General features: G+C 63.0%; 20 protein-coding genes. 16 read left to right on the forward strand and 4 right to left on the reverse strand.

Going from position 1 to position 21,013, the window contains the following annotated elements:
• Positions 1-107 precede the first annotated feature (107 nt).
• The 11 genes from eno to lpdA all read left to right on the forward strand — a co-directional run bounded on the left by eno (position 108) and on the right by lpdA (position 11,355).
• The gene (gene eno, locus AFIC_RS08095; protein WP_275245749.1) at positions 108-1,391 is read left to right on the forward strand and encodes a phosphopyruvate hydratase; all 1,284 of its coding nucleotides are present in this window, start codon (positions 108-110) and stop codon (positions 1,389-1,391) included.
• Between the two features lie 141 nt (positions 1,392-1,532).
• Positions 1,533-2,096, forward strand: a complete 564-nt coding sequence (locus tag AFIC_RS08100) for an NADPH-dependent FMN reductase (RefSeq protein WP_275245750.1) — start codon at positions 1,533-1,535, stop codon at positions 2,094-2,096.
• A 42-nt stretch (positions 2,097-2,138) separates the two neighbouring features.
• Positions 2,139-2,453: an FtsB family cell division protein gene (locus AFIC_RS08105; protein WP_275245751.1), complete on the forward strand. Its 315-nt coding sequence runs from the start codon at positions 2,139-2,141 to the stop codon at positions 2,451-2,453.
• A gap of 249 nt (positions 2,454-2,702) precedes the next feature.
• Complete coding sequence (locus AFIC_RS08110; RefSeq protein WP_275245752.1) at positions 2,703-4,082, forward strand: sulfite oxidase; 1,380 nt, start codon at positions 2,703-2,705, stop codon at positions 4,080-4,082.
• Positions 4,082-4,471 (forward strand): hypothetical protein, encoded by a 390-nt coding sequence (locus tag AFIC_RS08115; protein WP_275245753.1) that lies wholly within the window; start codon positions 4,082-4,084, stop codon positions 4,469-4,471. Before AFIC_RS08110 ends, AFIC_RS08115 begins: the two co-directional genes overlap by 1 nt.
• A gap of 326 nt (positions 4,472-4,797) precedes the next feature.
• Positions 4,798-5,817, forward strand: a complete 1,020-nt coding sequence (pdhA, locus tag AFIC_RS08120; RefSeq protein ID WP_275245754.1) for a pyruvate dehydrogenase (acetyl-transferring) E1 component subunit alpha — start codon at positions 4,798-4,800, stop codon at positions 5,815-5,817.
• Positions 5,818-5,833: 16 nt separating this feature from the next.
• The gene (locus tag AFIC_RS08125; RefSeq protein WP_275245755.1) at positions 5,834-7,225 is read left to right on the forward strand and encodes a pyruvate dehydrogenase complex E1 component subunit beta; all 1,392 of its coding nucleotides are present in this window, start codon (positions 5,834-5,836) and stop codon (positions 7,223-7,225) included.
• A 15-nt stretch (positions 7,226-7,240) separates the two neighbouring features.
• Complete coding sequence (locus AFIC_RS08130; RefSeq protein ID WP_275245756.1) at positions 7,241-8,599, forward strand: pyruvate dehydrogenase complex dihydrolipoamide acetyltransferase; 1,359 nt, start codon at positions 7,241-7,243, stop codon at positions 8,597-8,599.
• A gap of 28 nt (positions 8,600-8,627) precedes the next feature.
• Positions 8,628-9,041, forward strand: a complete 414-nt coding sequence (locus AFIC_RS08135) for a hypothetical protein (protein ID WP_275245757.1) — start codon at positions 8,628-8,630, stop codon at positions 9,039-9,041.
• Positions 9,042-9,072: 31 nt separating this feature from the next.
• Positions 9,073-9,873 carry an SGNH/GDSL hydrolase family protein gene (locus tag AFIC_RS08140; RefSeq protein WP_275245758.1) on the forward strand — a complete coding sequence of 267 codons (801 nt, stop codon included), beginning with the start codon at positions 9,073-9,075 and terminating at the stop codon, positions 9,871-9,873.
• 63 nt (positions 9,874-9,936) lie between these two features.
• A complete protein-coding gene (lpdA, locus tag AFIC_RS08145) occupies positions 9,937-11,355 on the forward strand; it encodes a dihydrolipoyl dehydrogenase (RefSeq protein ID WP_275245759.1) in 1,419 nt (472 codons plus the stop codon).
• A 95-nt stretch (positions 11,356-11,450) separates the two neighbouring features.
• On the opposite strand, the gene AFIC_RS08150 is transcribed toward lpdA, so the two are convergent.
• Positions 11,451-11,699 carry a hypothetical protein gene (locus AFIC_RS08150; RefSeq protein WP_275245760.1) on the reverse strand — a complete coding sequence of 83 codons (249 nt, stop codon included), beginning with the start codon at positions 11,697-11,699 and terminating at the stop codon, positions 11,451-11,453.
• Between the two features lie 403 nt (positions 11,700-12,102).
• Between AFIC_RS08150 and ilvD the strand changes: the two genes are divergently transcribed.
• Entirely contained in the window at positions 12,103-13,827 is a 1,725-nt protein-coding gene (gene ilvD, locus AFIC_RS08155) for a dihydroxy-acid dehydratase (protein ID WP_275245761.1), read from the forward strand.
• Positions 13,814-14,629 carry a tetratricopeptide repeat protein gene (locus AFIC_RS08160; protein ID WP_275245762.1) on the forward strand — a complete coding sequence of 272 codons (816 nt, stop codon included), beginning with the start codon at positions 13,814-13,816 and terminating at the stop codon, positions 14,627-14,629. Before ilvD ends, AFIC_RS08160 begins: the two co-directional genes overlap by 14 nt.
• A gap of 63 nt (positions 14,630-14,692) precedes the next feature.
• On the opposite strand, the gene AFIC_RS08165 is transcribed toward AFIC_RS08160, so the two are convergent.
• From AFIC_RS08165 to erpA, 3 genes are all read right to left on the reverse strand, one after another.
• Positions 14,693-14,980 (reverse strand): GIY-YIG nuclease family protein, encoded by a 288-nt coding sequence (locus AFIC_RS08165; protein WP_275245763.1) that lies wholly within the window; start codon positions 14,978-14,980, stop codon positions 14,693-14,695.
• Between the two features lie 121 nt (positions 14,981-15,101).
• Positions 15,102-15,884: an exodeoxyribonuclease III gene (gene xth, locus AFIC_RS08170; RefSeq protein WP_275245764.1), complete on the reverse strand. Its 783-nt coding sequence runs from the start codon at positions 15,882-15,884 to the stop codon at positions 15,102-15,104.
• An 8-nt stretch (positions 15,885-15,892) separates the two neighbouring features.
• Positions 15,893-16,222: an iron-sulfur cluster insertion protein ErpA gene (gene erpA / locus AFIC_RS08175; RefSeq protein ID WP_275245765.1), complete on the reverse strand. Its 330-nt coding sequence runs from the start codon at positions 16,220-16,222 to the stop codon at positions 15,893-15,895.
• 94 nt (positions 16,223-16,316) lie between these two features.
• Between erpA and AFIC_RS08180 the strand changes: the two genes are divergently transcribed.
• The 3 genes from AFIC_RS08180 (at position 16,317) to AFIC_RS08190 (ending at position 20,999) form a co-directional block, all read left to right on the forward strand.
• Positions 16,317-17,522, forward strand: a complete 1,206-nt coding sequence (locus tag AFIC_RS08180) for a deoxyguanosinetriphosphate triphosphohydrolase (RefSeq protein WP_275245766.1) — start codon at positions 16,317-16,319, stop codon at positions 17,520-17,522.
• A gap of 50 nt (positions 17,523-17,572) precedes the next feature.
• Complete coding sequence (gene argS, locus AFIC_RS08185) at positions 17,573-19,366, forward strand: arginine--tRNA ligase (RefSeq protein WP_275245767.1); 1,794 nt, start codon at positions 17,573-17,575, stop codon at positions 19,364-19,366.
• Positions 19,367-19,469: 103 nt separating this feature from the next.
• A complete protein-coding gene (locus AFIC_RS08190; protein ID WP_275245768.1) occupies positions 19,470-20,999 on the forward strand; it encodes an SPOR domain-containing protein in 1,530 nt (509 codons plus the stop codon).
• Positions 21,000-21,013: the final 14 nt, after the last annotated feature.

Below are 21,013 nucleotides of genomic sequence, written 5' to 3' on the forward strand. Positions count from 1 at the left end.
GTCATCGGTCATTCATCGGGCCATGCGTCCATGCGGCTTTTCCCGCCGGAATCCTTGCTGTAGAAGGCAGCCATCCTGTTTCCACCCCCAATTCCAAAGAGGCGCTCATGACTGCCATCGTCGATATTATTGGCCGCGAAATCCTGGACAGCCGTGGCAATCCGACGGTCGAGGTCGATGTGGTTCTGGAGGATGGCTCGATGGGCCGCGCCGCCGTGCCGTCGGGCGCTTCGACCGGCGCCCATGAGGCGGTGGAACTGCGCGACGGCGACAAGGGCCGCTATCTCGGCAAGGGCGTGCAGAAGGCGGTCGAGGCCGTCAACGGCGAGATCTTCGACGCCATCGGCGGCATGGAAGCCGAGCAGCAGGTGCAGATCGACAACGCGATGATCGCGCTCGACGGCACGCCGAACAAGAAGCGCCTCGGCGCGAATGCCATTCTCGGCGTGTCGCTGGCGGTCGCGAAAGCGGCGGCGGAATCGCTCGGAATGCCGCTCTATCGTTATGTCGGCGGCACCTCGGCGCGCACCCTCCCTGTGCCGATGATGAACATCGTCAACGGCGGCGTGCATGCCGACAATCCGATCGACTTTCAGGAAATCATGGTGATGCCGGTGGGCGCGGCGAGCTTCGCCGAAGCCCTGCGCTGCGGCGCGGAGATTTTCCACACCCTGCGCGGCGAACTGAAGAAGGCCGGCCACAACACCAATGTCGGCGACGAGGGCGGCTTCGCGCCGAACTTGCCGTCTGCGGATGCAGCACTCGACTTCGTCATGAGCGCCATCGGCAAGGCGGGCTACAAGGCAGGCAGCGACGTGATGCTGGCGCTGGACTGCGCCTCGACCGAGTTCTTCAAGGACGGCAAGTATGTCTATGAAGGCGAGAAGAAAACCCGCTCGCGGTCCGAACAGGCGAAGTACCTCGCCGACCTCACCGGCCGCTATCCGATCGTCTCGATCGAGGACGGCATGGCCGAGGACGATATGGAAGGCTGGAAGGAACTGACCGATCTGATCGGCGGCAAGGTCCAGCTTGTCGGCGACGACCTGTTCGTCACCAACGTCACACGGCTGGCCGATGGCATCAAGAAGGGGATCGGCAACTCGATCCTCGTCAAGGTCAACCAGATCGGCACGCTGACGGAAACCCTCGCCGCCGTGGAGATGGCGCACAAGGCGGCCTACACCGCCGTGATGTCGCATCGCTCCGGCGAGACGGAGGACTCCACCATCGCCGATCTCGCGGTTGCCACCAATTGCGGGCAGATCAAGACCGGCTCGCTCGCGCGCTCGGATCGTACCGCGAAGTACAACCAACTCCTGCGCATCGAGCAGCAACTCGACAATCAGGCGGTTTATGCGGGCCGCGCGGCGCTTCGCGCGCTGGCTTGAAGCTGTCCGCGAAGATCGGCGCATAACAACTTGATGACGTGAGTGCCGCCGCCGCAGATTCATGCACTTGCATGTTTCTGTGGCCGCGGGGTAAGGTGCACGCAGTAGCACCCAACCGCCTCATTGCCTCAAGGATTTGCCATGCCCCATCAAGTTCTGGTCATCGTCGGAAGCCTTCGCAAGGAATCCTTCAGCCTCAAGATTGCCAACGCCCTGGCGAAGACGGCTCCGGCCTCGCTAAAGCTGAACGTGGCGACCCTGCATGGCCTGTCGTTCTTCAATCAGGACCTTGAAGCCAATCCGCCTGCCGACTGGCTGGCGTTCCGCGACAAGATCAAGGCGTCGGACGCGGTGATCTTCGTGACGCCGGAATACAACCGCTCGATTTCCGGTGTGCTCCGGAACGCCATCGACATCGCGTCGCGTCCCTCGGGGCAGAGCGCGTTTCGTGGCAAGCCTGTCGGCATCATCGGCAACTCGCCGGGCCCGCTTGGCGGCGTCAGCGCGGCGATGGAGTTGAAGCGCTCATTGCCGGGCATCACCGGGCCGATCCTTGGTCAGCCGGAAATCTACCTGACTCATGTCGGGAACTCGTTCAACGAACAGGGCGAAGTCACGAGCGAGAGCTTCGGCAAGGTGTTGCACCAGTATGGCGAGGCGTTCGCCGCGTTCGTTGAACAGCAAAAGAAAGCCCTCGCGGGTTGAGGTATTAGCGCGGCATTAACCCTGCCGGGGCATCGTGCGCGGATGGTTTCTCGCGCACGATTCAAGGCGATCCTGACCGGCCTCGCGCTCTATGCGATCGCGGCCGGGTTCATCACCTATTTCGGCGTCAACGCCTATACCGGCCGTTACGGCCTCAACGCGCGCGTCGAACTGGAAAAGGAAGCCGCCGCGCTGACGACGGAACTGGCCCGGCTCAAGGCCCAGCGCGCCGATGAAGAGAAACACGTCGCGCTGCTGCGCTCCGATCGTGTCGATCCGGACATGCTCGACGAGGAGGCGCGCTACCAGCTCGAGTACGGAAATCCGCGCGATCTGGTTCGCCTCCTCAATCGCTGAGATTGGAATATCGTACGCCACGCGGGACGGGCGCTGGATGAGGGCGTCTCTCCCGTGGCCCTTTGCTCATGCTTTTTAGTATTCCTCCTCGTTCATTATTGAACGCGCAGGAGCGTGAGTTTGGCGCGCTATTCGTCGCGTTGCAGGATAATTTTCTCCACCATACGCTTCAGGCAGCATAACGGCACTCGGGACGCGAGTGCCGGCTAGTCGGTTTCGGGAGCGAAACCAACGACAGGGAGAGCGGCCATGAAGCAGGTCAAGGAGTACGCGCGCGAACGTTCGATCGACGAACTTTATCAGGACGACCCGGAAAGAGCGGATGCGAATGTTTTCGGCCGCAAGACCGACATGGGACGTCGCGGCTTTTTAGGTGGCGCGGGTCTTGCCGCCATGGGCGCGGCGGTTGGGGGAGCCATTCCGTTTGCCGCCAACATGCCAGGCGGTTTGATTCCGGCAGCATTCGCGCAATCGACCCCGCCGGCGACTCCGCCTGCGGGCGCTGCACCCGCGGCGCCTAAGGGGCCGCAATATCTCAGCTTCCCCGGCAAGAGCGACAAGCTCGTGGTGCTTGGCGACCGGCCTCTGGTCGCGGAAACGCCGGAAGATCAACTCGATGACGATACGACGCCGACCAACAAACTGTTCGTGCGCAACAACGGACAGACGCCGGAGGAGGCGAAAGATCCGGACAAATGGTCGTTCGTGATCGACGGCGAGGTCAACAAGAAGCTGACGCTGACGCTCGGTGAACTGAAATCGAAATACAAGCCGGTCACGCGACGCATGGTGCTGGAATGCGGCGGCAATGGCCGTTCGTTTTTCACGCCGCAAGCGCGCGGCAATCAGTGGACCAATGGTGGCGCGGGTTGTCCGGAATGGACCGGCGTCCGGCTTGCCGACGTTCTCAAGAGCGCGGGCCTCAAGCCCTCGGCGGTGTTCTCGGCGCATTACGGCAGCGATCAGCATTTGTCCGGCGATGCCAGCAAAGCGACGGTGTCGCGAGGTGTCCCGGTCAAGAAGCTGATGGACGAAAACAATCTGATCGTCTGGCAGATCAATGGTGATCCGCTTCCCAACATCAACGGCGGCCCGTTGCGGCTTTTCATTGCCGGATGGCCGGGTTCGCTCTCGGCGAAATGGCTCAACCGCATCACGCTTCGCGACAAGGAGCATGACGGGCCGGGCATGACCGGCTTTTCCTACCGGGTGCCGATCAAGCCGATGATTCCCGGCGACAAGGGCGACCCGAAGAACTTCAGGATTCTGGAGTCGATGCCGGTGCGCTCGATCATCACCAGTCCGGCAAACGGTGCCAAGCTCGCCGCAGGCACCAAGGAGGTCAAGCTGCGCGGCGCGGCCTGGGCCGGTGACCTGACGGTGCAGGAGGTCGATGTCTCCACCGATTTCGGTGCGACGTGGACCAAGGCAAAGGTCGGCAAGCCGAAGAACAAGTATGATTGGCAGCGCTGGACCGCGACCGTCAAGCTGCCAAGCGACGGCTATTACGAGATCTGGACGAGAGGCACGGATTCCAGAGGCGTGATGCAGCCGCATCTCGCGGGAGTCTGGAATCCGCAAGGCTACGGCGGCAATGCCATGCACCGTGTCGCAGTGCTGGTCGGCTGATGTCGAAGCCTCGTCATTTCACCATGACTATGTCCGCCGCGCGTCTTGCGCGGCGGATTGGTCTCGCTGTTGTCGTCAGTATCGCCGCGGCTACCATGGCTGCGGCACAAACGGAGGAAGCGCCGGAGGATTATCCGGCAGGCTCTGGCCGCGAAGAAACCTTTTATACGTGCACGGCCTGCCACGGCTTCAAACTCGTGGCTCAGCAAGGCATGAATCGCCGCCAATGGGATGAATCGATCAACCTGATGATCGCACGGCATGGCATGCCTGAACTCGAGGCTAAGGATCGTGAAATCGTCCTCAATTATCTCGAACAAACATTCCCGCAACGGACGGCGCCGGGCGGTGGAAACAGCGGAGGCTTCCGCAATCCGTTCATGAAATAGGACTGGTCAAGGGAGAACCTGCCCAACGGCGGAGAAGCCGGTTGGGTTGGCGCTTCGTGGCGGGAATCGAAGCGCTCTTGAAGCAGAGCCGTTCCCGTCGAAGTGTAGGAGGGGCGGCCTGTGTCCGCACAGGCAACGGTACCGCCGCGATGTGACCCGATTACGAAACAGGAAACACAAATTTCAAAAACGCTCGCGCGCGATGCCATAAGTTTCAAGTCGCTGCGCTGCAAAATCTTTTGTATTCCTGTGGCGTTACGCGATCCTTCCACGCGGATCGGAGTTGGAGTAGAGAGGATTCATCGCCTCTCTTATCCGGACATCTCATGCCCCCTGGAAAACCTTCGGCAGCCGCGACCAAAGGCACGTCGGCTGGTGCCGCCAAACTGGAATTCACCAAGGAGCAGGAACTTGTCGCGCTGCGTGACATGCTTCTGATCCGCCGCTTCGAGGAAAAGGCGGGACAGCTTTACGGCATGGGCGCGATCGGCGGCTTCTGCCATCTCTATATCGGGCAGGAAGCTGTCGTCACCGGCATCCAGATGGTGCTGAAGCAGGGCGACCAGATCATCACCGGTTATCGCGACCACGGCCACATGCTGGCGACCGGCATGGACCCCAAGGGCGTGATGGCGGAACTGACCGGACGCCGCCACGGCTACTCCAAGGGCAAGGGCGGCTCCATGCACATGTTCAGCAAGGAGAAGCACTTCTACGGCGGTCACGGCATCGTCGGCGCACAGGTGCCGCTCGGCACCGGATTGGCCTTCGCCAACCGCTACCGCAACAACGGCAATATCAGCGTCGCTTATTTCGGCGACGGCGCGGCGAACCAGGGCCAGGTCTACGAGAGCTTCAACATGGCCGAGTTGTGGAAGCTGCCGATCATTTATGTGATCGAGAACAATCGTTATGCGATGGGCACCTCGGTGACGCGCTCCTCCGCGCAGACCGATTTCTCCAAGCGCGGCATCGCCTTCAACATTCCGGGCGAGCAGGTCGATGGCATGGACGTGCGCGCGGTGAAGGCGGCGGCGGAACGTGCAGCGGCCTGGTGCCGCGACGGCAAGGGCCCTTACATCCTCGAAATGCAGACCTACCGCTATCGCGGTCACTCGATGTCCGATCCCGCGAAGTATCGCACGCGCGAGGAGGTCGAGAAGGTCCGTCACGATCAGGACCCGATCGAGCAGGTGCGCAAGCGTCTGCTCGACGCCAAGGTCGATGAGGCGGAATTAAAGAAGATCGACGCGGAAGTGCGCGAGATCGTCAACGAGGCCGCCGACTTCGCCCAGCACGATCCGGAGCCGGACGTGTCCGAACTCTACACCGACATTTACCGTTAAGCGCGAGCAACCGACCATGCCGATTCAAGTATTGATGCCCGCGCTGTCGCCCACGATGGAGAAGGGCAACCTCGCCAAGTGGCTGAAGAAAGAGGGTGACGCCATCAAGTCCGGTGACGTCATCGCCGAGATCGAGACCGACAAGGCGACGATGGAAGTCGAGGCGACCGACGAAGGCACGCTCGGCAAGATCCTCGTGCCGGAAGGCACCGCCGATGTCGCGGTGAACACGCCGATCGCCACCATTCTGGCCGATGGCGAAAGCGCCGCCGATCTCGGCAAGGCGTCTGCCGCGCCCGCACCGAAGGCGGATGCTGCTCCGGCTCCGGCCGCAGCGGCTGCTCCTGCGGTGCCGAAGGCTGATGCTGCTCCCGCGGCACCTGCCGCGCAGGCCGCACCCGATCCCGATATTCCGGCAGGCACCGAGATGGTGACGATGACAGTGCGCGACGCGCTGCGCGATGCCATCGCCGAGGAAATGCGCCGCGATGAAGACGTCTTCATCATGGGCGAGGAGGTCGCCGAGTATCAGGGCGCCTACAAGATCACGCAGGGCATTTTGCAGGAATTCTCCGCGCGGCGCGTGATCGATACGCCGATCACCGAGCATGGCTTTGCGGGCGTCGGCGTCGGCGCGGCGATGGCGGGCCTCAAGCCCATCGTCGAATTCATGACCTTCAACTTCGCCATGCAGGCGATGGACCAGATCGTCAACTCCGCCGCCAAGACGCTCTATATGTCAGGCGGGCAGATGGGCTGTTCGATCGTGTTCCGTGGCCCGAACGGCTCGGCGGCGCGCGTTGCCGCCCAGCACAGCCAGGATTACGCGGCGTGGTACTCGCAGATTCCGGGCCTCAAGGTGATCGCGCCGTACACGGCGGCCGATGCCAAGGGTCTCTTGAAAGCGGCGATCCGCGATCCGAACCCGGTGATCTTCCTTGAGCATGAAATTCTCTACGGCCAGAGCTTCGAAGTACCGAAGCTCGACGATTATGTCTTGCCGATCGGCAAGGCGCGCATCGCCCGCGCCGGTGAGCATGTCACGCTGATCGCGTGGTCGCATGCGATGACGTGGACGCTGAAGGCGGCCGAAGAACTCGCCAAGGAAGGCATCGAGGCCGAAGTCATTGATCTTCGCACCATCCGCCCCATGGACACCGAAACGCTGATCGCGTCTGTGAAGAAGACCGGGCGCGCTGTCGTCGTTGAGGAAGGCTGGCAGCAGTCCGGCGTCGGCTCCGAAATCGCCGCGCGGCTGATGGAGCATGCGTTCGATTATCTCGATGCGCCGGTCGTGCGCGTATCGGGCAAGGACGTGCCGATGCCTTACGCCGCCAATCTCGAAAAGCTCGCATTGCCGACGGTGGAGGAAGTTGTCGCCGCCGCCAAGGCTGTCTCATACCGCTAAGGGCAGGATCTGGTTATGCCGATCAACATTCTGATGCCTGCCCTGTCTCCTACGATGGAAAAGGGCAACCTCGCCAAGTGGCTCAAGAAAGAGGGCGACAAGGTTTCTTCCGGCGACGTGATCGCCGAGATCGAGACCGACAAGGCGACGATGGAAGTCGAGGCGGTGGACGAAGGCACCATCGCGAAAATTCTGGTGCCGGAAGGCACCGCCGACGTGCCGGTCAATCAGGTGATCGCGGTGCTCGCCGGTGACGGCGAGGACGTGAAGGCCGCCGCGAGCGGAGCTGGTAGCGCGAGCACGACTCGAACCCCCGACGCTCCGAAAGCTGCTGAAGCGCCGAAGCCTGCCGCTGCTCCTGCGCCCGTACCGGCTGCGAAGCCGACGGCTTCTGCTGCTCCGGCACCGGCCGCGCCGCAGGCGGCACCGGCGCAGAACGGCGCACGCACGTTCTCCTCGCCGCTGGCGCGCCGTCTCGCGAAGGAAGCGGGCATAGATCTGTCGCGCGTCAACGGCAGCGGCCCGCATGGCCGCGTCGTCGCCCGCGACATCGACGAGGCGAAATCCGGCAAGGGTCTGAAGCCTGCCGCCGCCGGTGGTGGCGCAACCGCCGCGCCGGGCTTCGCGCCAGGCCCGAGCGACGCGCAGATCATGGCGCTGTTCAACAAGGACAATTACGAAGCGGTGCCGCACGACCAGATGCGCAAGGTGATCGCGCAGCGCCTGTCGGCGGCGGATCGCGACGTGCCGCAATACTACCTCACCTGCGATTGTGATATCGGCAAGCTCGTCGCTGCGCGCGAGGAGATCAACGGCCTTGCGCCGAAGGACAAGGACGGCAAGCCCGCCTACAAGCTCTCGGTCAACGATTTCGTCATCAAGGCGCTGGCGATGGCGTTGCAGCGCGTGCCTGCCGCCAACGTGACCTGGACCGACGAGGCGATGCTGCACCACAAGGTGTCGGACGTGTCGGTTGCGGTGTCGATCCCGACCGGCCTCATCACGCCGATCATCCGCAGCGCCCATGCCAAATCGGTCGCGACGATCTCCAACGAGATGAAGGATCTCGCCGCGCGCGCCAAGGCGCGCAAGCTCAAGCCCGAGGAATATCAGGGCGCGAGCACGGCGGTGTCGAACCTCGGCATGTACGGCATGAAGCAGTTCACCGCCGTCATCAACCCGCCGCAGTCGACCATTCTCGCGGTCGGCATGAGCGAGCAACGGCCGGTGGTGCGTGACGGCAAGATCGAGATCGCGACCATCATGACGGTGACGCTGACCTGCGACCACCGTGCGATGGATGGTGCGCTCGGCGCGCAGTTGCTCAGCGCCTTCCGCCTGCTGATCGAAAACCCGGTGATGATGGTGGTGTGAGGCGGCGTCCTCGCACCCTGAGACGCTCATGCAGTTTTTTGGCACGATCATCCTCGCAGCCGTCGTTTCCGCGCTCCTCGGCGGCGTGGCAACGGTCGCGTTGTCGTCATTGGCGGCTTGCCTGCATGGCGGATGCGCTCTTGGCGGCACCCAGATGCTCGCGCTGATGCCGTTTTATGCGGCCCTCGGTGCGGCGGCCTTCGTTGCCGCCGCGACGCGAAAACAGTGGCGCGCAGCCATGTTCTATGCGCTGCGTTTGCTGCTGCTGATTCCGGTCGTGCTGATCATCGTCGGCTTCGCGGCGGGGGCTTCGCCTCACGCCCATGCGAACTTCGAATTCGGCAGCGCATTGTTGCTCTCGATCCCGTTCTGGGTCGTGATCGTCTCGCAATGGTGGATGGTGCGGCGCGCGCTCGTATTGCGCGCGGCGGCACATTCGTAACGGGGCTCTTATCGAAAAGGCGAGGTCGGCAATGTTGCGGAACGGTCACTGGCTGCTGGCAGCGACTCTTGCACTGTCGTTCACCGCCGCTCATGCGGAGGTGAAGCCGAAGGTCGATAAACTCGACGAGGCGCCGAAGGTGGCGCTCTACATCGGCAACAGTTTCTTCTATTACAACAACAGCCTACATAATCATGTACTGAAACTCGCGAACGCCGCCGACCCGGCGGCGCATTACAAGGCGACGTCCGCGACCATCAGCGGCTCGGGCCTGAACTGGCACGATGTGGAGTCGCTGTTCTCGACCGCCGGCATGGCGTCGTATTCGTTCGTTGGCGACAACGAGGTCGTCATGAACACACGCAACAAGAAGTTCGACGCGGCGATCATGATGGATTGCAGTCAGTGTCCGGTGCATCCGCAGTTGAAGTCGCTGTTTGGCGAGTCGGTGGCGAAGGATGCCGAGATCGTCCGCAAGCATGGCGCCGACCCGGTGCTGTTCATGTCGTGGGCCTATGCCGACAAGCCGGAGATGACCGAACAACTCGCTGACGCCTACACCACCGCCGGCAATGCCAACGATATGCTGGTGATCCCGGCGGGTCTTGCGTTCGCGCGGGCCAGGAAAGAGCAGCCCGATCTCGTTCTCAATGTCGAGGACAAGCGTCACCCGACGCTGGCGGGCACGTATCTCGCGGCCTGCACGGTGCTGGCGTCGGTCTACAAGCGCTCGCCTGTGGGCAATCCGTATCACGCGGGCCTCGACGACAAGACCGCCGCCTTCCTGCAAAATGTCGCGTGGGAGACGGTGCAGGATTATTACAGGAAATAGGGCGCTCCTTGCGCCTTCGTATATTCTTCTCAATGATGCGCCTTGTGGCGAACGGAGCGTTTTATGGCTGATACCTCATTCGACGTCGTTGTGATCGGCTCCGGCCCCGGCGGCTATGTCACCGCCATTCGCGCCGCCCAACTCGGCTTCAAGACCGCGATCGTCGAGAAACAGCATCTCGGCGGCATCTGCCTGAACTGGGGATGTATCCCGACCAAGGCGCTGCTGCGCTCGGCGGAAATCTATCACTACATGCAGCACGCCAAGGATTACGGCCTCTCCGCCGAGAAGGTCGGCTATGACGCCAAGGCGGTGGTCGCGCGCTCGCGCGGCGTCTCCAAGCGCCTCAATGACGGCGTCGGCTTCCTGATGAAGAAGAACAAGATCACCGTGATCTGGGGCGAGGCGGCGATCGACGCGCCCGGCAAGATCACGGTGAAGGGCGGCAGCGCCGATGCGCCGAAGGGCGTGCTGGGTGCGGGCAGCTATCAGGCCAAGCATATCATCGTCGCGACCGGTGCGCGGCCGCGTGTGCTGCCGGGCCTTGAGCCGGACAAGAAACTGGTCTGGACCTATTTCGAGGCGATGGTGCCCGAGACAATGCCGAAGTCGCTTCTCGTGGTCGGCTCCGGTGCGATCGGCATCGAGTTCGCCTCGTTCTATCGCACCATGGGCGCGGAGGTGACGGTGGTCGAGGTGTTGCCGCAGATCCTGCCTGTCGAGGACGCGGAGATCGCGGGGCTTGCGCGCAAGCAGTTCGAGAAGCAGGGCATCAAGATTCTCACCGGCGCGAAGGTGACCAAACTCGACAAGAAGGCCGACAGCGTTACCGCCACCATCGAGACCGGCGGCAAGACCGAGCAGATCACCGCCGACCGCGTGATTTCGGCGGTCGGCGTCGTCGGCAACATCGAGAACCTCGGGCTCGAGAAGCTCGGGGTGAAGACCGACCGCGGCTGCATCGTGATCGACGGCTACGGCAAGACCAACGTGCCGGGCATCTACGCCATCGGCGACGTCGCGGGTCCGCCCATGTTGGCTCATAAGGCCGAGCATGAAGGCGTGATCTGCATCGAGGCGATCAAGGGCCTGCATGTGCATCCGATGGACAAGCTCCTGATCCCCGGCTGCACCTACTGCCATCCGCAGATCGCCTCCGTCGGCCTGACCGAGGCCAAGGCGAAAGAAGCAGGCAAGGATATCCGCGTCGGCCGTTTCCCCTTCGTAGGCAACGGCAAGGCAATCGCGCTTGGCGAGGACCAAGGTCTCGTCAAGGTGATCTTCGACAAGAAGACAGGCCAGCTTCTCGGTGCGCATATGGTCGGTGCGGAAGTCACCGAACTGATCCAGGGCTATGTGGTTGCGATGAATCTCGAGACCACCGAGGAAGAACTGATGCACACCATCTTCCCGCATCCGACGCTGTCGGAGATGATGAAGGAAGCAGTCCTCGACGCCTATGGCCGCATGCTGAACATGTAACGGGCCGGAAAAATCAAAGTCGCATTGAAAAATGAAAGCCCACCTTCAAGGGTGGGCTTTGCTTTTTACGATGACGGTTCGCGAAGGCGTTCGCTTCAGCGCGCCCGCGCCTTTGGCTTCGGCGGCGTGACGCCATCCCAGCTCTTGACGCCAATCGACTTCAGATAGAGGTCGTAGGCGATGGCGAAGGCTGCAAATCCGAGAATTCCTCCCACAACAGCAGCGCCGGCACCGGCTCCGCCCGCGGCGATGATGGGGGCAGGGGCTGCCGCTTTGGAGGATTGGGTGGAAACGCCAACGGCAGCGAGGGTCAGCGCGACGATTGCAAGTTTACGAATGGACATGATGTCTCCGGCGGGTACGAATCCTTCTGGGAGACTAGGTGTTCGGGTTCGCGCCGGGCTGTAGTCGTGCCGCCACAGCCTGGGAAAAGGGGCTGTTTTTCAAAAGCGAATTGTCGCAGCGGTGGCAGATATCGTCCCCGTCGATTATTGCCTCCTCGATGGGTGACGCGGTGAGCTCGCGGCTCTCGTTGCCGCAACGCAACAAATGTTGCGAAGTCGCCACAGTTTTTGAACATTTAACCCTCGCCGTAGGAAGCTCTTGCGCGCGCCGCGATTTGGCCACACGCCTCCATGAAATCGTGTTCATGTAGCGTGGGTGCAGTGATCCGCCGCGTGACGATTGCGAAAGCCCGCTGTTTTCAGGGGTTTTGAGCGAAAGGGCTGCCGCGGCGAAGGTTTTGAGATGGACGCGAAGACCAACATCAAGTCGAGACTGCCCAGCCGCCATGTGACGGAGGGTCCGACCCGCGCTCCGCATCGCTCCTACCTTTATGCCATGGGCCTCACCACCGAGCAGATCCATCAGCCGTTCGTCGGCGTGGCGTCCTGCTGGAACGAGGCCGCGCCCTGCAACATTTCGCTGATGCGACAGGCTCAGGCCGTGAAGAAGGGCGTCGCCTCCGCCGGCGGCACCCCGCGTGAGTTCTGCACCATCACCGTCACCGACGGCATCGCCATGGGCCATGAGGGCATGCGGTCCTCGCTGCCTTCGCGCGAGGTGATCGCCGATTCCGTCGAACTGACCATCCGTGGCCATTCCTACGATGCGCTGGTCGGCCTCGCGGGCTGCGACAAGTCCTTGCCCGGCATGATGATGGCGATGTGCCGCCTCAACGTGCCGTCGATCTTCATCTATGGCGGCTCGATCCTGCCCGGCAATTTCCGAGGCCAGCAGGTCACGGTTCAGGACATGTTCGAGGCTGTCGGCAAGCACTCGGTCGGCCAGATGTCCGACGCCGATCTGGATGAAATCGAGCGCGTGGCGTGCCCCTCGGCGGGCGCCTGCGGCGCGCAGTTCACCGCCAACACCATGGCGACCGTCTCCGAGGCGATCGGGCTGGCACTTCCGTATTCGGCCGGCGCGCCAGCACCCTATGAAATCCGCGATGCCTTCTGCGCCGCCGCCGGCGAGAAGGTGATGGAACTGATTGCCAAGAACATCCGCCCGCGCGACATCGTCACCCGCAAGGCGCTGGAGAACGCCGCCGCCGTGGTGGCCGCCTCGGGCGGTTCGACCAATGCCGCGCTGCACCTGCCTGCCATCGCCCACGAGTGCGGCATCGAATTCGACCTGTTCGATGTCGCCGAAATCTTCAAAAAGACACCTTATGTCGCGGATTTGAAGCCGGGCGGCCGTTATGTGGCCAAAGACATGTTCGAAGCTGGCGGCATCCCGCTGCTGATGAAAACGCTCCTGGATCACGGCTTTCTGCACGGCGACTGCCTGACGGTCACCGGGCGGACGATCGCCGAGAACCTGGCCGGCGTGAAATGGAATCCGCATCAGGATGTGGTGCGCCCCGCCGACAAGCCGATCACGGTGACCGGTGGTGTCGTGGGCATGAAGGGCAACCTCGCTCCCGATGGCGCGATCGTGAAAGTGGCTGGAATGTCCGTCCTGAAATTCACCGGGCCTGCGCGCGTCTTCGATTGCGAAGAGGACGCGTTCGAGGCCGTGGACAAGCGGACCTATAAAGAAGGCGAGGTTATCGTCATCCGTTACGAGGGCCCCAAGGGCGGCCCCGGCATGCGCGAGATGCTCGCCACCACGGCGGCGCTTTACGGGCAGGGGATGGGCGCCAAGGTCGCGCTGATCACCGATGGCCGCTTCTCCGGTGCCACGCGCGGCTTCTGCGTCGGCCATGTCGGCCCCGAGGCCGCGATCGGAGGCCCCATCGGCCTTATCCAAAATGGGGATATCATCGAACTTGATGCCGAGGCCGGCACGCTCAATGTGAAGTTGAGCGACGCCGAACTGGCCGAGCGGCGCAAGGCCTGGAAACCGCGCGAAACCGGCACGGGTTCCGGGGCGCTCTGGAAATACGCCCAGCAGGTCGGACCTGCGATCAAGGGGGCGGTGACCCACCCAGGACGGGCGGGTGAAAAGAGTTGCTATGCGGATATTTAAGGGTTGCGTCATTGTTGCGTGTGCGACCGTCGCCGTTTTCGCGATGACGCGGACCTACGCCTTCGACGGCGCGGCCGATCCTGACAGCGCTTCCGCCCCGCTCGGAGCGGTGACCACGTCGTCCGGTGTCGCGGTGGTCAAGAAGACTCTGCCTGCGAACAGCAATGCGCTGACCGCCCTGCAATATGCCGCCGAGGACGGGCACGCCGCGGCCCAGTGGAAACTCGGCAAGATGTTCGCCGATGGCGTCGGCGTCGAGCGCAACGATCTGCGCGCCTTCGATTATTTCAGCCGGATTGCCAACCAGCACGCCGAGGACAATCCGGGCGCGCCGCAGGCCAATATCGTGGCCAATGCATTCGTGGCGCTCGGGCGCTACTACACCACGGGGATCGCCAATTCCAACATCAAGCGCGACCCGGAGCGGGCGCGGGAGATGTACTCCTATGCCGCGTCGTATTTCGGCAGCGCCGAGGCGCAATACAGCCTCGCCCGGATGTATCTCGAGGGCAAAGGCATCCAGCGCGATGTGAAGTACGGCGTGCGCTGGCTTGGCCTCGCCGCGCACAAGGGCCAGCACGAAGCGCAGGCGCTGCTCGGCCAGATGCTGTTCAACGGCGATCATTTGCAGCGGCAGGCCGCGCGCGGCCTGATGTGGCTGACGCTCGCGCAGGAAAGCGCCACGCCGGACGAGAAGTGGATTCACCAGAGCTATAACGAGGCGCTTACGAAAGCCTCGGAAGACGACCGCGCCATGGCCTTGCAGATGTTGCAGCGCTGGGTGCAGGGTCGTAGGGATTGAGCTTGCTCGTCATTGCGAGGAGCGTAAGCGACGAAGCAATCCAGTCTTTTTGCTGTCGTGCGGCTAAAACAAGGATTCATAAAGGTCAATCCATTCAGGATTGAAGCTCTCGATCAGTTCCAGCTTTCGCGCCCGGTTGCCGGCTTTGATTTGCTTTTCCCGAACAATGGCGTCGGTCATGGTGGCGTGAACCTCGTACCAGACAAGAATTTTACATCCGTACTTTCGCGAGAAACCTTCCACATATCCATCACGGTGCTGGCCTGCTCGGTGCGAGAGATCGGATGTAACGCCCGTGTAAAGCGTTCCATTTCGCTTATTGGCGACAATATAAACGGCAGGCAGCTTCATGTAGGCCCCGAGACGTCATCTGCCGAATGCGTGTTTAAGTATTCAGCTCTGGACGACGCTTAGCAAGAAGACTGGATTGCTTCGCTTCGCTCGCAATGACGGCAGGAGGCTGTTCAGCGTCTCAAAAATCCAGATCGGCCCATACCGGCACGTGATCCGAGGCTTTTTCCCAGCCGCGCACGTGCTTGTCGATGCCGACGGCCTGCAAGCGATCGCTTGCGGGTGGCGACATCAAAAGGTGGTCGATGCGGATGCCGTTGTTCTTCTGCCAGGCGCCCGCCTGATAATCCCAGAACGTGTATTGCTGGGCGGCGTCGCACGTCGCGCGGAAAGCATCCGTCAATCCGAGATTGAGAAGAGTCTGAAACTTGTCGCGGGTCTGCGGCAGGAACAGCGCGTCGCCAAGCCATGCCTGCGGATTGTAGACATCGGCGGGGGTCGGAATGACGTTGAAGTCGCCCGCCAGCACGAACGGTTCTTCTGACTTCAGCCGCTCGCGCGTGTAGTCGATCAGCCGGTCCATCCATCGCAGCTTGTACGGATACTTCTCGGTGTTCACCGGATTGCCGTTCGGCAGATACAGGCAGGCGAGGCGGAACGTGCCGTCCTTGTGCGACACCACGCCTTCGAGAAAGCGCGCGTGCAGGTCTTCAGGATCGCCCGCGAGCTGCGGCCTGGTTTCCTCGAAGCGATATTTCGACAGCAGCGCAACGCCGTTGAATGTCTTTTGCCCGTGCGTCACGACATTGTAGCCAAGGGCCTCGATCGGCTCGCGCGGAAACGCCTCATCGAGGCATTTGATCTCCTGCAGGCAGACGAGATCCGGCTCGCGTTCCTTCAGCCATGTCAGCAGATGGTCGAGGCGCTGGCGCACCGAGTTGACGTTCCAGGTCGCGATGCGCATCGGCGGCGTCAGATCGAGAAGCTGGTGCCGCAGCCGCAGGAGGCGGTGGCGTTCGGGTTGTTGACGCGGAACGATGCGCCGATCAGGTCATCGACGAAGTCGAGTTCGGAGTCCGCGAGGAAGGGAGCCGAGGAGGGATCGACCAGCACCACGGCGCCATCACGCACGATCACGAGGTCATCCTCGGCCTGGGTCTTGTCGATGTCGAATTTGTACTGGAAGCCGGAGCAGCCGCCGCCCTCGACGCTGATGCGCAGCTTGGCGTCGCCGCCCTCGCTTTTGAGGATTTCGCCGATCCGCCGGGCCGCCCGCTCGGAAATGGTCACATTCGCGGTCACGTCCGCTCTCCCTCGAATCCGGAGGTTTGAATCTGTTGCCGTCCATAGTTAAGTACTCGCCACGCCAGAATCAAACGCCAAAGGAGCGTCCCCCATGGCCGTGGGACGGGCGGCGCCTGCCGCACCCTACCGCTGCGACCCCGATTTGAGCCGCGGCCGCCGCTTCGATGAGCCGCCAAGCCGCCACCGCAGCGCCTTCCGCCGCGATTGCGACCGGGTGATCCATTCCACCGCGTTCCGCCGCCTCAAGCACAAGACGCAGGTGTTCATTTTCCACGAGGGCGACCACTACCGCACCCGGCTGACCCATAGTCTGGAGGTGGCGCAGATCGCCCGTGCGCTGGCCCGCCAATTGGGTCTGGACGAGGACCTCACCGAAACGCTGGCGCTGGCGCACGACCTCGGCCATCCGCCGTTCGGCCATGCGGGGGAGCGCGCGCTCGACGCCTGCCTGAAGGATCACGGCGGGTTCGACCACAACGCGCAGTCGCTGCGCGTCGTCACCTCGCTGGAGCGCCGCTATCCGGCGTTCGACGGGTTGAACCTCACATGGGAATCGCTCGAGGGTATCGTCAAGCACAACGGCCCGCTGATTGGCCGGGACGGCAAACCGCTCGGCCATTACGCTTCGCACGGCCTGCCGGTCGGGATTGCGAGCTACAATGCTGTGCACGATCTTGAGCTTGCGTCCTACGCCTCTCTGGAAGCGCAGGTCGCGGCGATCTCCGACGACATCGCCTACAACGCCCACGACATCGATGACGGGCTGCGCGCGGGCCTGTTCACGCTCGCCGACCTCAATGCCGTTCCACTGATTGCTGACCTCAACGGACGGATCGTCTCGCGCTTTCCCGGCATCGACGAGGCGCGGCATGGCGCCGAACTGGTGCGCGAGCTGATCTCATACTGGATCGAATCCGCGTTCTCCGAGACGATGCGGCGGATCGCATTGGCCGCGCCGCAAACAGTGGAGGACGTGCGCAAAGGCGACGGGCAACTCGTGGCCTTCAACCCGAAGGCACGGGAGGCGGAGCGGGCGATCAAGGACTTCCTGTGGGGGCGTATGTACCGCCACGAACGGGTGATGCGGGTGATGCGGGAAGCCGAGGGTGTCGTCGCCGATCTTTTCGAGCGCTACAGCCGCCATCCGGAGGACCTTCCTGCGGACTGGGCGCATGGCGAGGAGGACGGCGAGGAGGAGGCCGCGCGGCGGATCGGCAATTTCATCGCCGGAATGACCGACGGCTATGCCATCACCGAGCATCAGCGGCTCTTTGACTCGACCCTCGAATTGCGTTAGGCGCGCAGGGGAAATTGGCCGATTATGGCCGCCATTACAGGAGAAACGCGTTGTCCGTCCCGACCCATCCAGCCCATCTTTTCGCGGACATTCTGGGCCGGGTTCATGGCGTCTGCCGCGATCTGATCACCGAAGGCGTGCTGCCGGACGGCATCGATCTGTCGCGCATCGTGGTCGAGCCGCCGAAGGACGCGACTCATGGCGACATGGCGACCAACGCCGCGATGGTGCTCGCCAAAGAGGCCAGGGCGAAGCCTCGCGATCTTGCCGACAAGATCAGCGACAGGCTGCGCGCCGATCCGCTGGTACAGGCCGCGAGCGTCGCGGGTCCGGGATTCATCAATCTGACGCTGAAGAACGAGGCGTGGTTCGAGGCGCTGCGCACGGTGCTGCGCGCGGGCGAGGGATATGGCCGCTCAAACATCGGCGCGGGCGAGAAGGTCAACGTCGAATACGTCTCCGCCAATCCGACCGGACCGATGCATGTCGGCCATTGCCGGGGCGCGGTGTTTGGTGATGCGCTCGCGACGCTGCTTTCGTCTGCTGGTTATGGCGTCATCAAGGAATATTACATCAACGATGCAGGCGCGCAGGTCGATGTGCTCGCGCGCTCGGCGTTTCTGCGTTATCGCGAGGCGCGGGGCGAAGCCATTGGTGAGATTCCGGAAGGACTTTATCCCGGCGATTATCTGAAGCCGGTCGGCGAGGCTCTCGCGAAAGAGTATGGCGACAAGATTCTAAAGCAACCGGAGGCCGAGTGGCTGCCGCTGGTGCGCGACAAATCCATCGCGATGATGATGGAGATGATCCGGGGCGATCTCGCGGCGCTGAACATCAAGCACGACGTATTCTTTTCGGAACGCTCTCTTATTGCGGGTGGCACCGATCAGGTCGGGGCAACCATCGCGGGCCTGCGCGCGAAAGGTGATGTCTATGAAGGCCGCCTGCCGCCGCCGAAGGGCGCGCCGGTCGAGGATTACGAGGACCGCGAACAGACGCTGTTCCGCGCCACCGCATTCGGCGACGATGTGGATCGTCCGCTGAAAAAGTCCGACGGCTCCTACACGTATTTCGCCTCCGACATCGCCTACCACAAGAACAAGTTCGATCGCGGCTTCCGCAACATGGTGGACGTGTGGGGCGCCGATCATGGCGGCTACATCAAGCGCGTGCAGGCGGCGATCAAGGCGGTGACGGCGGGCGAGGGCGACCTCGACGTCAAGATCGTCCAGCTCGTGCGGCTGCTGCGCAACGGCGAGCCGGTGAAAATGTCGAAGCGCGCCGGTGACTTCGTGACGCTGCGTGAAGTGGTGGATGAAGTCGGCTCCGACGCCGTGCGCTTCATGATGCTGTTCCGCAAGAACGACGCGGTGCTGGATTTCGACCTCGCCAAGGTGCTGGAACAGTCGAAGGACAATCCGGTGTTCTATGTGCAGTACGGCCACGCACGCGGCCATTCGGTGTTCAAGAACGCCCGTGCCACGGTTCCAGATCTGCCGGAGGATGACGGCAAGCGGCGCGCTTTTCTCGGCTCGGCCGAGGTGGAACGGCTGAACGACCCGGTGGAATTGTCGCTGATCCGCCAGCTCGCTCTGTTCCCACGCACGCTGGAATCCGCCGCTCTGGCCCATGAGCCGCACCGCATCGCATTCTATCTCTATGATCTTGCAAGCGAGTTTCACGCGCTCTGGACCAGGGGCCGCGATGCGCCTCATTTACGCTTCATTATGGAGAATGATGCTGGAATTACCACCGCGCGACTGGCCTTGGTTCAAGGCGTCGTCTCGGTCCTGGCATCCGGCCTCGCCGTCCTCGGCGTCCATGCTCCGAACGAGATGCGATGAAGGTGGCTGTCCCTCCACACGGGGATAACGTGGAGGCAGTCAGGAACGGCAAACTGGATTATGTTGCGTGAGTCTGCCGTCTCCGCAGGGGATGCGAGATCACATGTCTGATCGTTATCGTGACAGGCCTTTTCCGCCCGATGACCGGGATTACAACCGTGCGCCTCAGCAGGGGGCGGACGACCCGTTGGCCGAACTGGCCCGCCTGATTGGCCAGACCGATCCATATTCCAGTTTTGGCCGTCAGACAGCGGCGCAACCGGCTCATGCGGAGCCGGCCTATGACGATCAGCCCGATCCGCACGACGATATGGGCTACGATCCCCATCACGACGATCCGCCGCTGCCGTCATGGATGCGCGCGCGCGATCCCGCGCCGCCGGCCGCGCCCGCGCGCGACGACTACAATTATCCGGCCGTAACGCCCGAACACACCTACAACCGCAATTCCGGCTATCGCCTTGGCTACGAAGTCTCCCGCTCTGACGAGTCCCAGGCGCAGGAAACGTCTTATGCGGAGAGCGGCCAGTATGACGATGGCGGTTACCGGCAGGATGCCTACGGGCAGGCGGCTTACGGCCAGCAGGGCGGCTACGCGCAGGGTGCTTATGAGCAGGGCCAGTACGGTCAGGGGCAGGACCGCTACGATCAGATTCTGTACGGCGAGCAGCCTCGTCAGCGGCAGGGTAGTGCGCCTTATGCCGCCTACGATCAGGGCTACGACGAAGATGGCTATGATCAGCACTATGCGGACGAGGAGCAGCCGAAGCGCCGCGGCGGCATGATGACGGTCGCGGCCGTGCTGGCGCTGGCCGTGATCGGCACGGCGGGGGCGTATGCCTATCGCTCGATCGCGGGTTCGCCGCGCAGCGGGGAGCCCCCGATCATCAAGGCCGACGCCAGCCCGAACAAGGTCGTTCCCGAAAAGCAGGCGGGCGAGAAGCAGATTTACGATCGCGTCGGCGACAAGTCCGGCGAGCGGATGGTGTCGCGCGAGGAGCAGCCGGTGGACGTCGATGCCCGTTCCGGCGGTCCGCGCGTGGTGTTTCCGCCGCTGACCCAGAATCCATCGCCGCCGTCCGGCGCTTCGGTCTCGCCTGCGGCCCGTCCCACCGGGCCGGGGGTCGCCAACGGGACCTTGAGCGGGGAAGTCCCGCGCCGGATCCGTACCGTCAGCATCCGCCCGGACCAGACGGACGCGACCTCGCAGACGAATGCCGCCCCGCCGCCCGCGCCCGCGCCGGTTCAATCGACTCCGGCCAGGGCTCCGGCGGTTGTTCCTTCCAACGCGCCGCTCGCTCTTTCGCCTCAGGCAGCCCCTCAGGCCGCAGAGACGCGCTCCCGCGTTGCTTCGCTGGCGGCCCCGGCGGGCGTGCCCACCGCCTCCGGCTCCTACGTTCAGGTCTCCTCGCAGCGTTCGGAAGCCGATGCGATGACCTCCTACAAGGTGCTACAGGGCAAATATCCGGGTATCCTCGGCTCGCGTCATCCGACCGTGCGCCGCGCGGATCTCGGCTCCAAGGGGGTCTACTACCGCGCTCTCGTGGGGCCGTTCGCCTCGACCGATGAGGCCACCCATTTCTGCGTGAACCTGCAATCGGCAGGGGGTAAGTGCATCGTCCAGAGGAATTAACGGCACTTTCCTTG

The sequence above is a fragment of the [Pseudomonas] carboxydohydrogena genome, from assembly GCF_029030725.1.
Classification (GTDB): domain Bacteria; phylum Pseudomonadota; class Alphaproteobacteria; order Rhizobiales; family Xanthobacteraceae; genus Afipia; species Afipia carboxydohydrogena.

Excerpts from the sequence above, each read along its gene's own strand:
- eno (WP_275245749.1), top strand. The coding sequence starts at position 108 with ATGACTGCCATCGTCGATATTATTGGCCGCGAAATCCTGGACAGCCGT.
- AFIC_RS08100 (WP_275245750.1), top strand. The coding sequence starts at position 1,533 with ATGCCCCATCAAGTTCTGGTCATCGTCGGAAGCCTTCGCAAGGAATCC.
- AFIC_RS08105 (WP_275245751.1), top strand. The coding sequence starts at position 2,139 with ATGGTTTCTCGCGCACGATTCAAGGCGATCCTGACCGGCCTCGCGCTC.
- AFIC_RS08110 (WP_275245752.1), top strand. The coding sequence starts at position 2,703 with ATGAAGCAGGTCAAGGAGTACGCGCGCGAACGTTCGATCGACGAACTT.
- AFIC_RS08115 (WP_275245753.1), top strand. The coding sequence starts at position 4,082 with ATGTCGAAGCCTCGTCATTTCACCATGACTATGTCCGCCGCGCGTCTT.
- pdhA (WP_275245754.1), top strand. The coding sequence starts at position 4,798 with ATGCCCCCTGGAAAACCTTCGGCAGCCGCGACCAAAGGCACGTCGGCT.
- AFIC_RS08125 (WP_275245755.1), top strand. The coding sequence starts at position 5,834 with ATGCCGATTCAAGTATTGATGCCCGCGCTGTCGCCCACGATGGAGAAG.
- AFIC_RS08130 (WP_275245756.1), top strand. The coding sequence starts at position 7,241 with ATGCCGATCAACATTCTGATGCCTGCCCTGTCTCCTACGATGGAAAAG.
- AFIC_RS08135 (WP_275245757.1), top strand. The coding sequence starts at position 8,628 with ATGCAGTTTTTTGGCACGATCATCCTCGCAGCCGTCGTTTCCGCGCTC.
- AFIC_RS08140 (WP_275245758.1), top strand. The coding sequence starts at position 9,073 with ATGTTGCGGAACGGTCACTGGCTGCTGGCAGCGACTCTTGCACTGTCG.
- lpdA (WP_275245759.1), top strand. The coding sequence starts at position 9,937 with ATGGCTGATACCTCATTCGACGTCGTTGTGATCGGCTCCGGCCCCGGC.
- AFIC_RS08150 (WP_275245760.1), bottom strand. The coding sequence starts at position 11,699 with ATGTCCATTCGTAAACTTGCAATCGTCGCGCTGACCCTCGCTGCCGTT.
- ilvD (WP_275245761.1), top strand. The coding sequence starts at position 12,103 with ATGGACGCGAAGACCAACATCAAGTCGAGACTGCCCAGCCGCCATGTG.
- AFIC_RS08160 (WP_275245762.1), top strand. The coding sequence starts at position 13,814 with ATGCGGATATTTAAGGGTTGCGTCATTGTTGCGTGTGCGACCGTCGCC.
- AFIC_RS08165 (WP_275245763.1), bottom strand. The coding sequence starts at position 14,980 with ATGAAGCTGCCTGCCGTTTATATTGTCGCCAATAAGCGAAATGGAACG.
- xth (WP_275245764.1), bottom strand. The coding sequence starts at position 15,884 with ATGCGCATCGCGACCTGGAACGTCAACTCGGTGCGCCAGCGCCTCGAC.
- AFIC_RS08180 (WP_275245766.1), top strand. The coding sequence starts at position 16,317 with ATGGCCGTGGGACGGGCGGCGCCTGCCGCACCCTACCGCTGCGACCCC.
- AFIC_RS08190 (WP_275245768.1), top strand. The coding sequence starts at position 19,470 with ATGTCTGATCGTTATCGTGACAGGCCTTTTCCGCCCGATGACCGGGAT.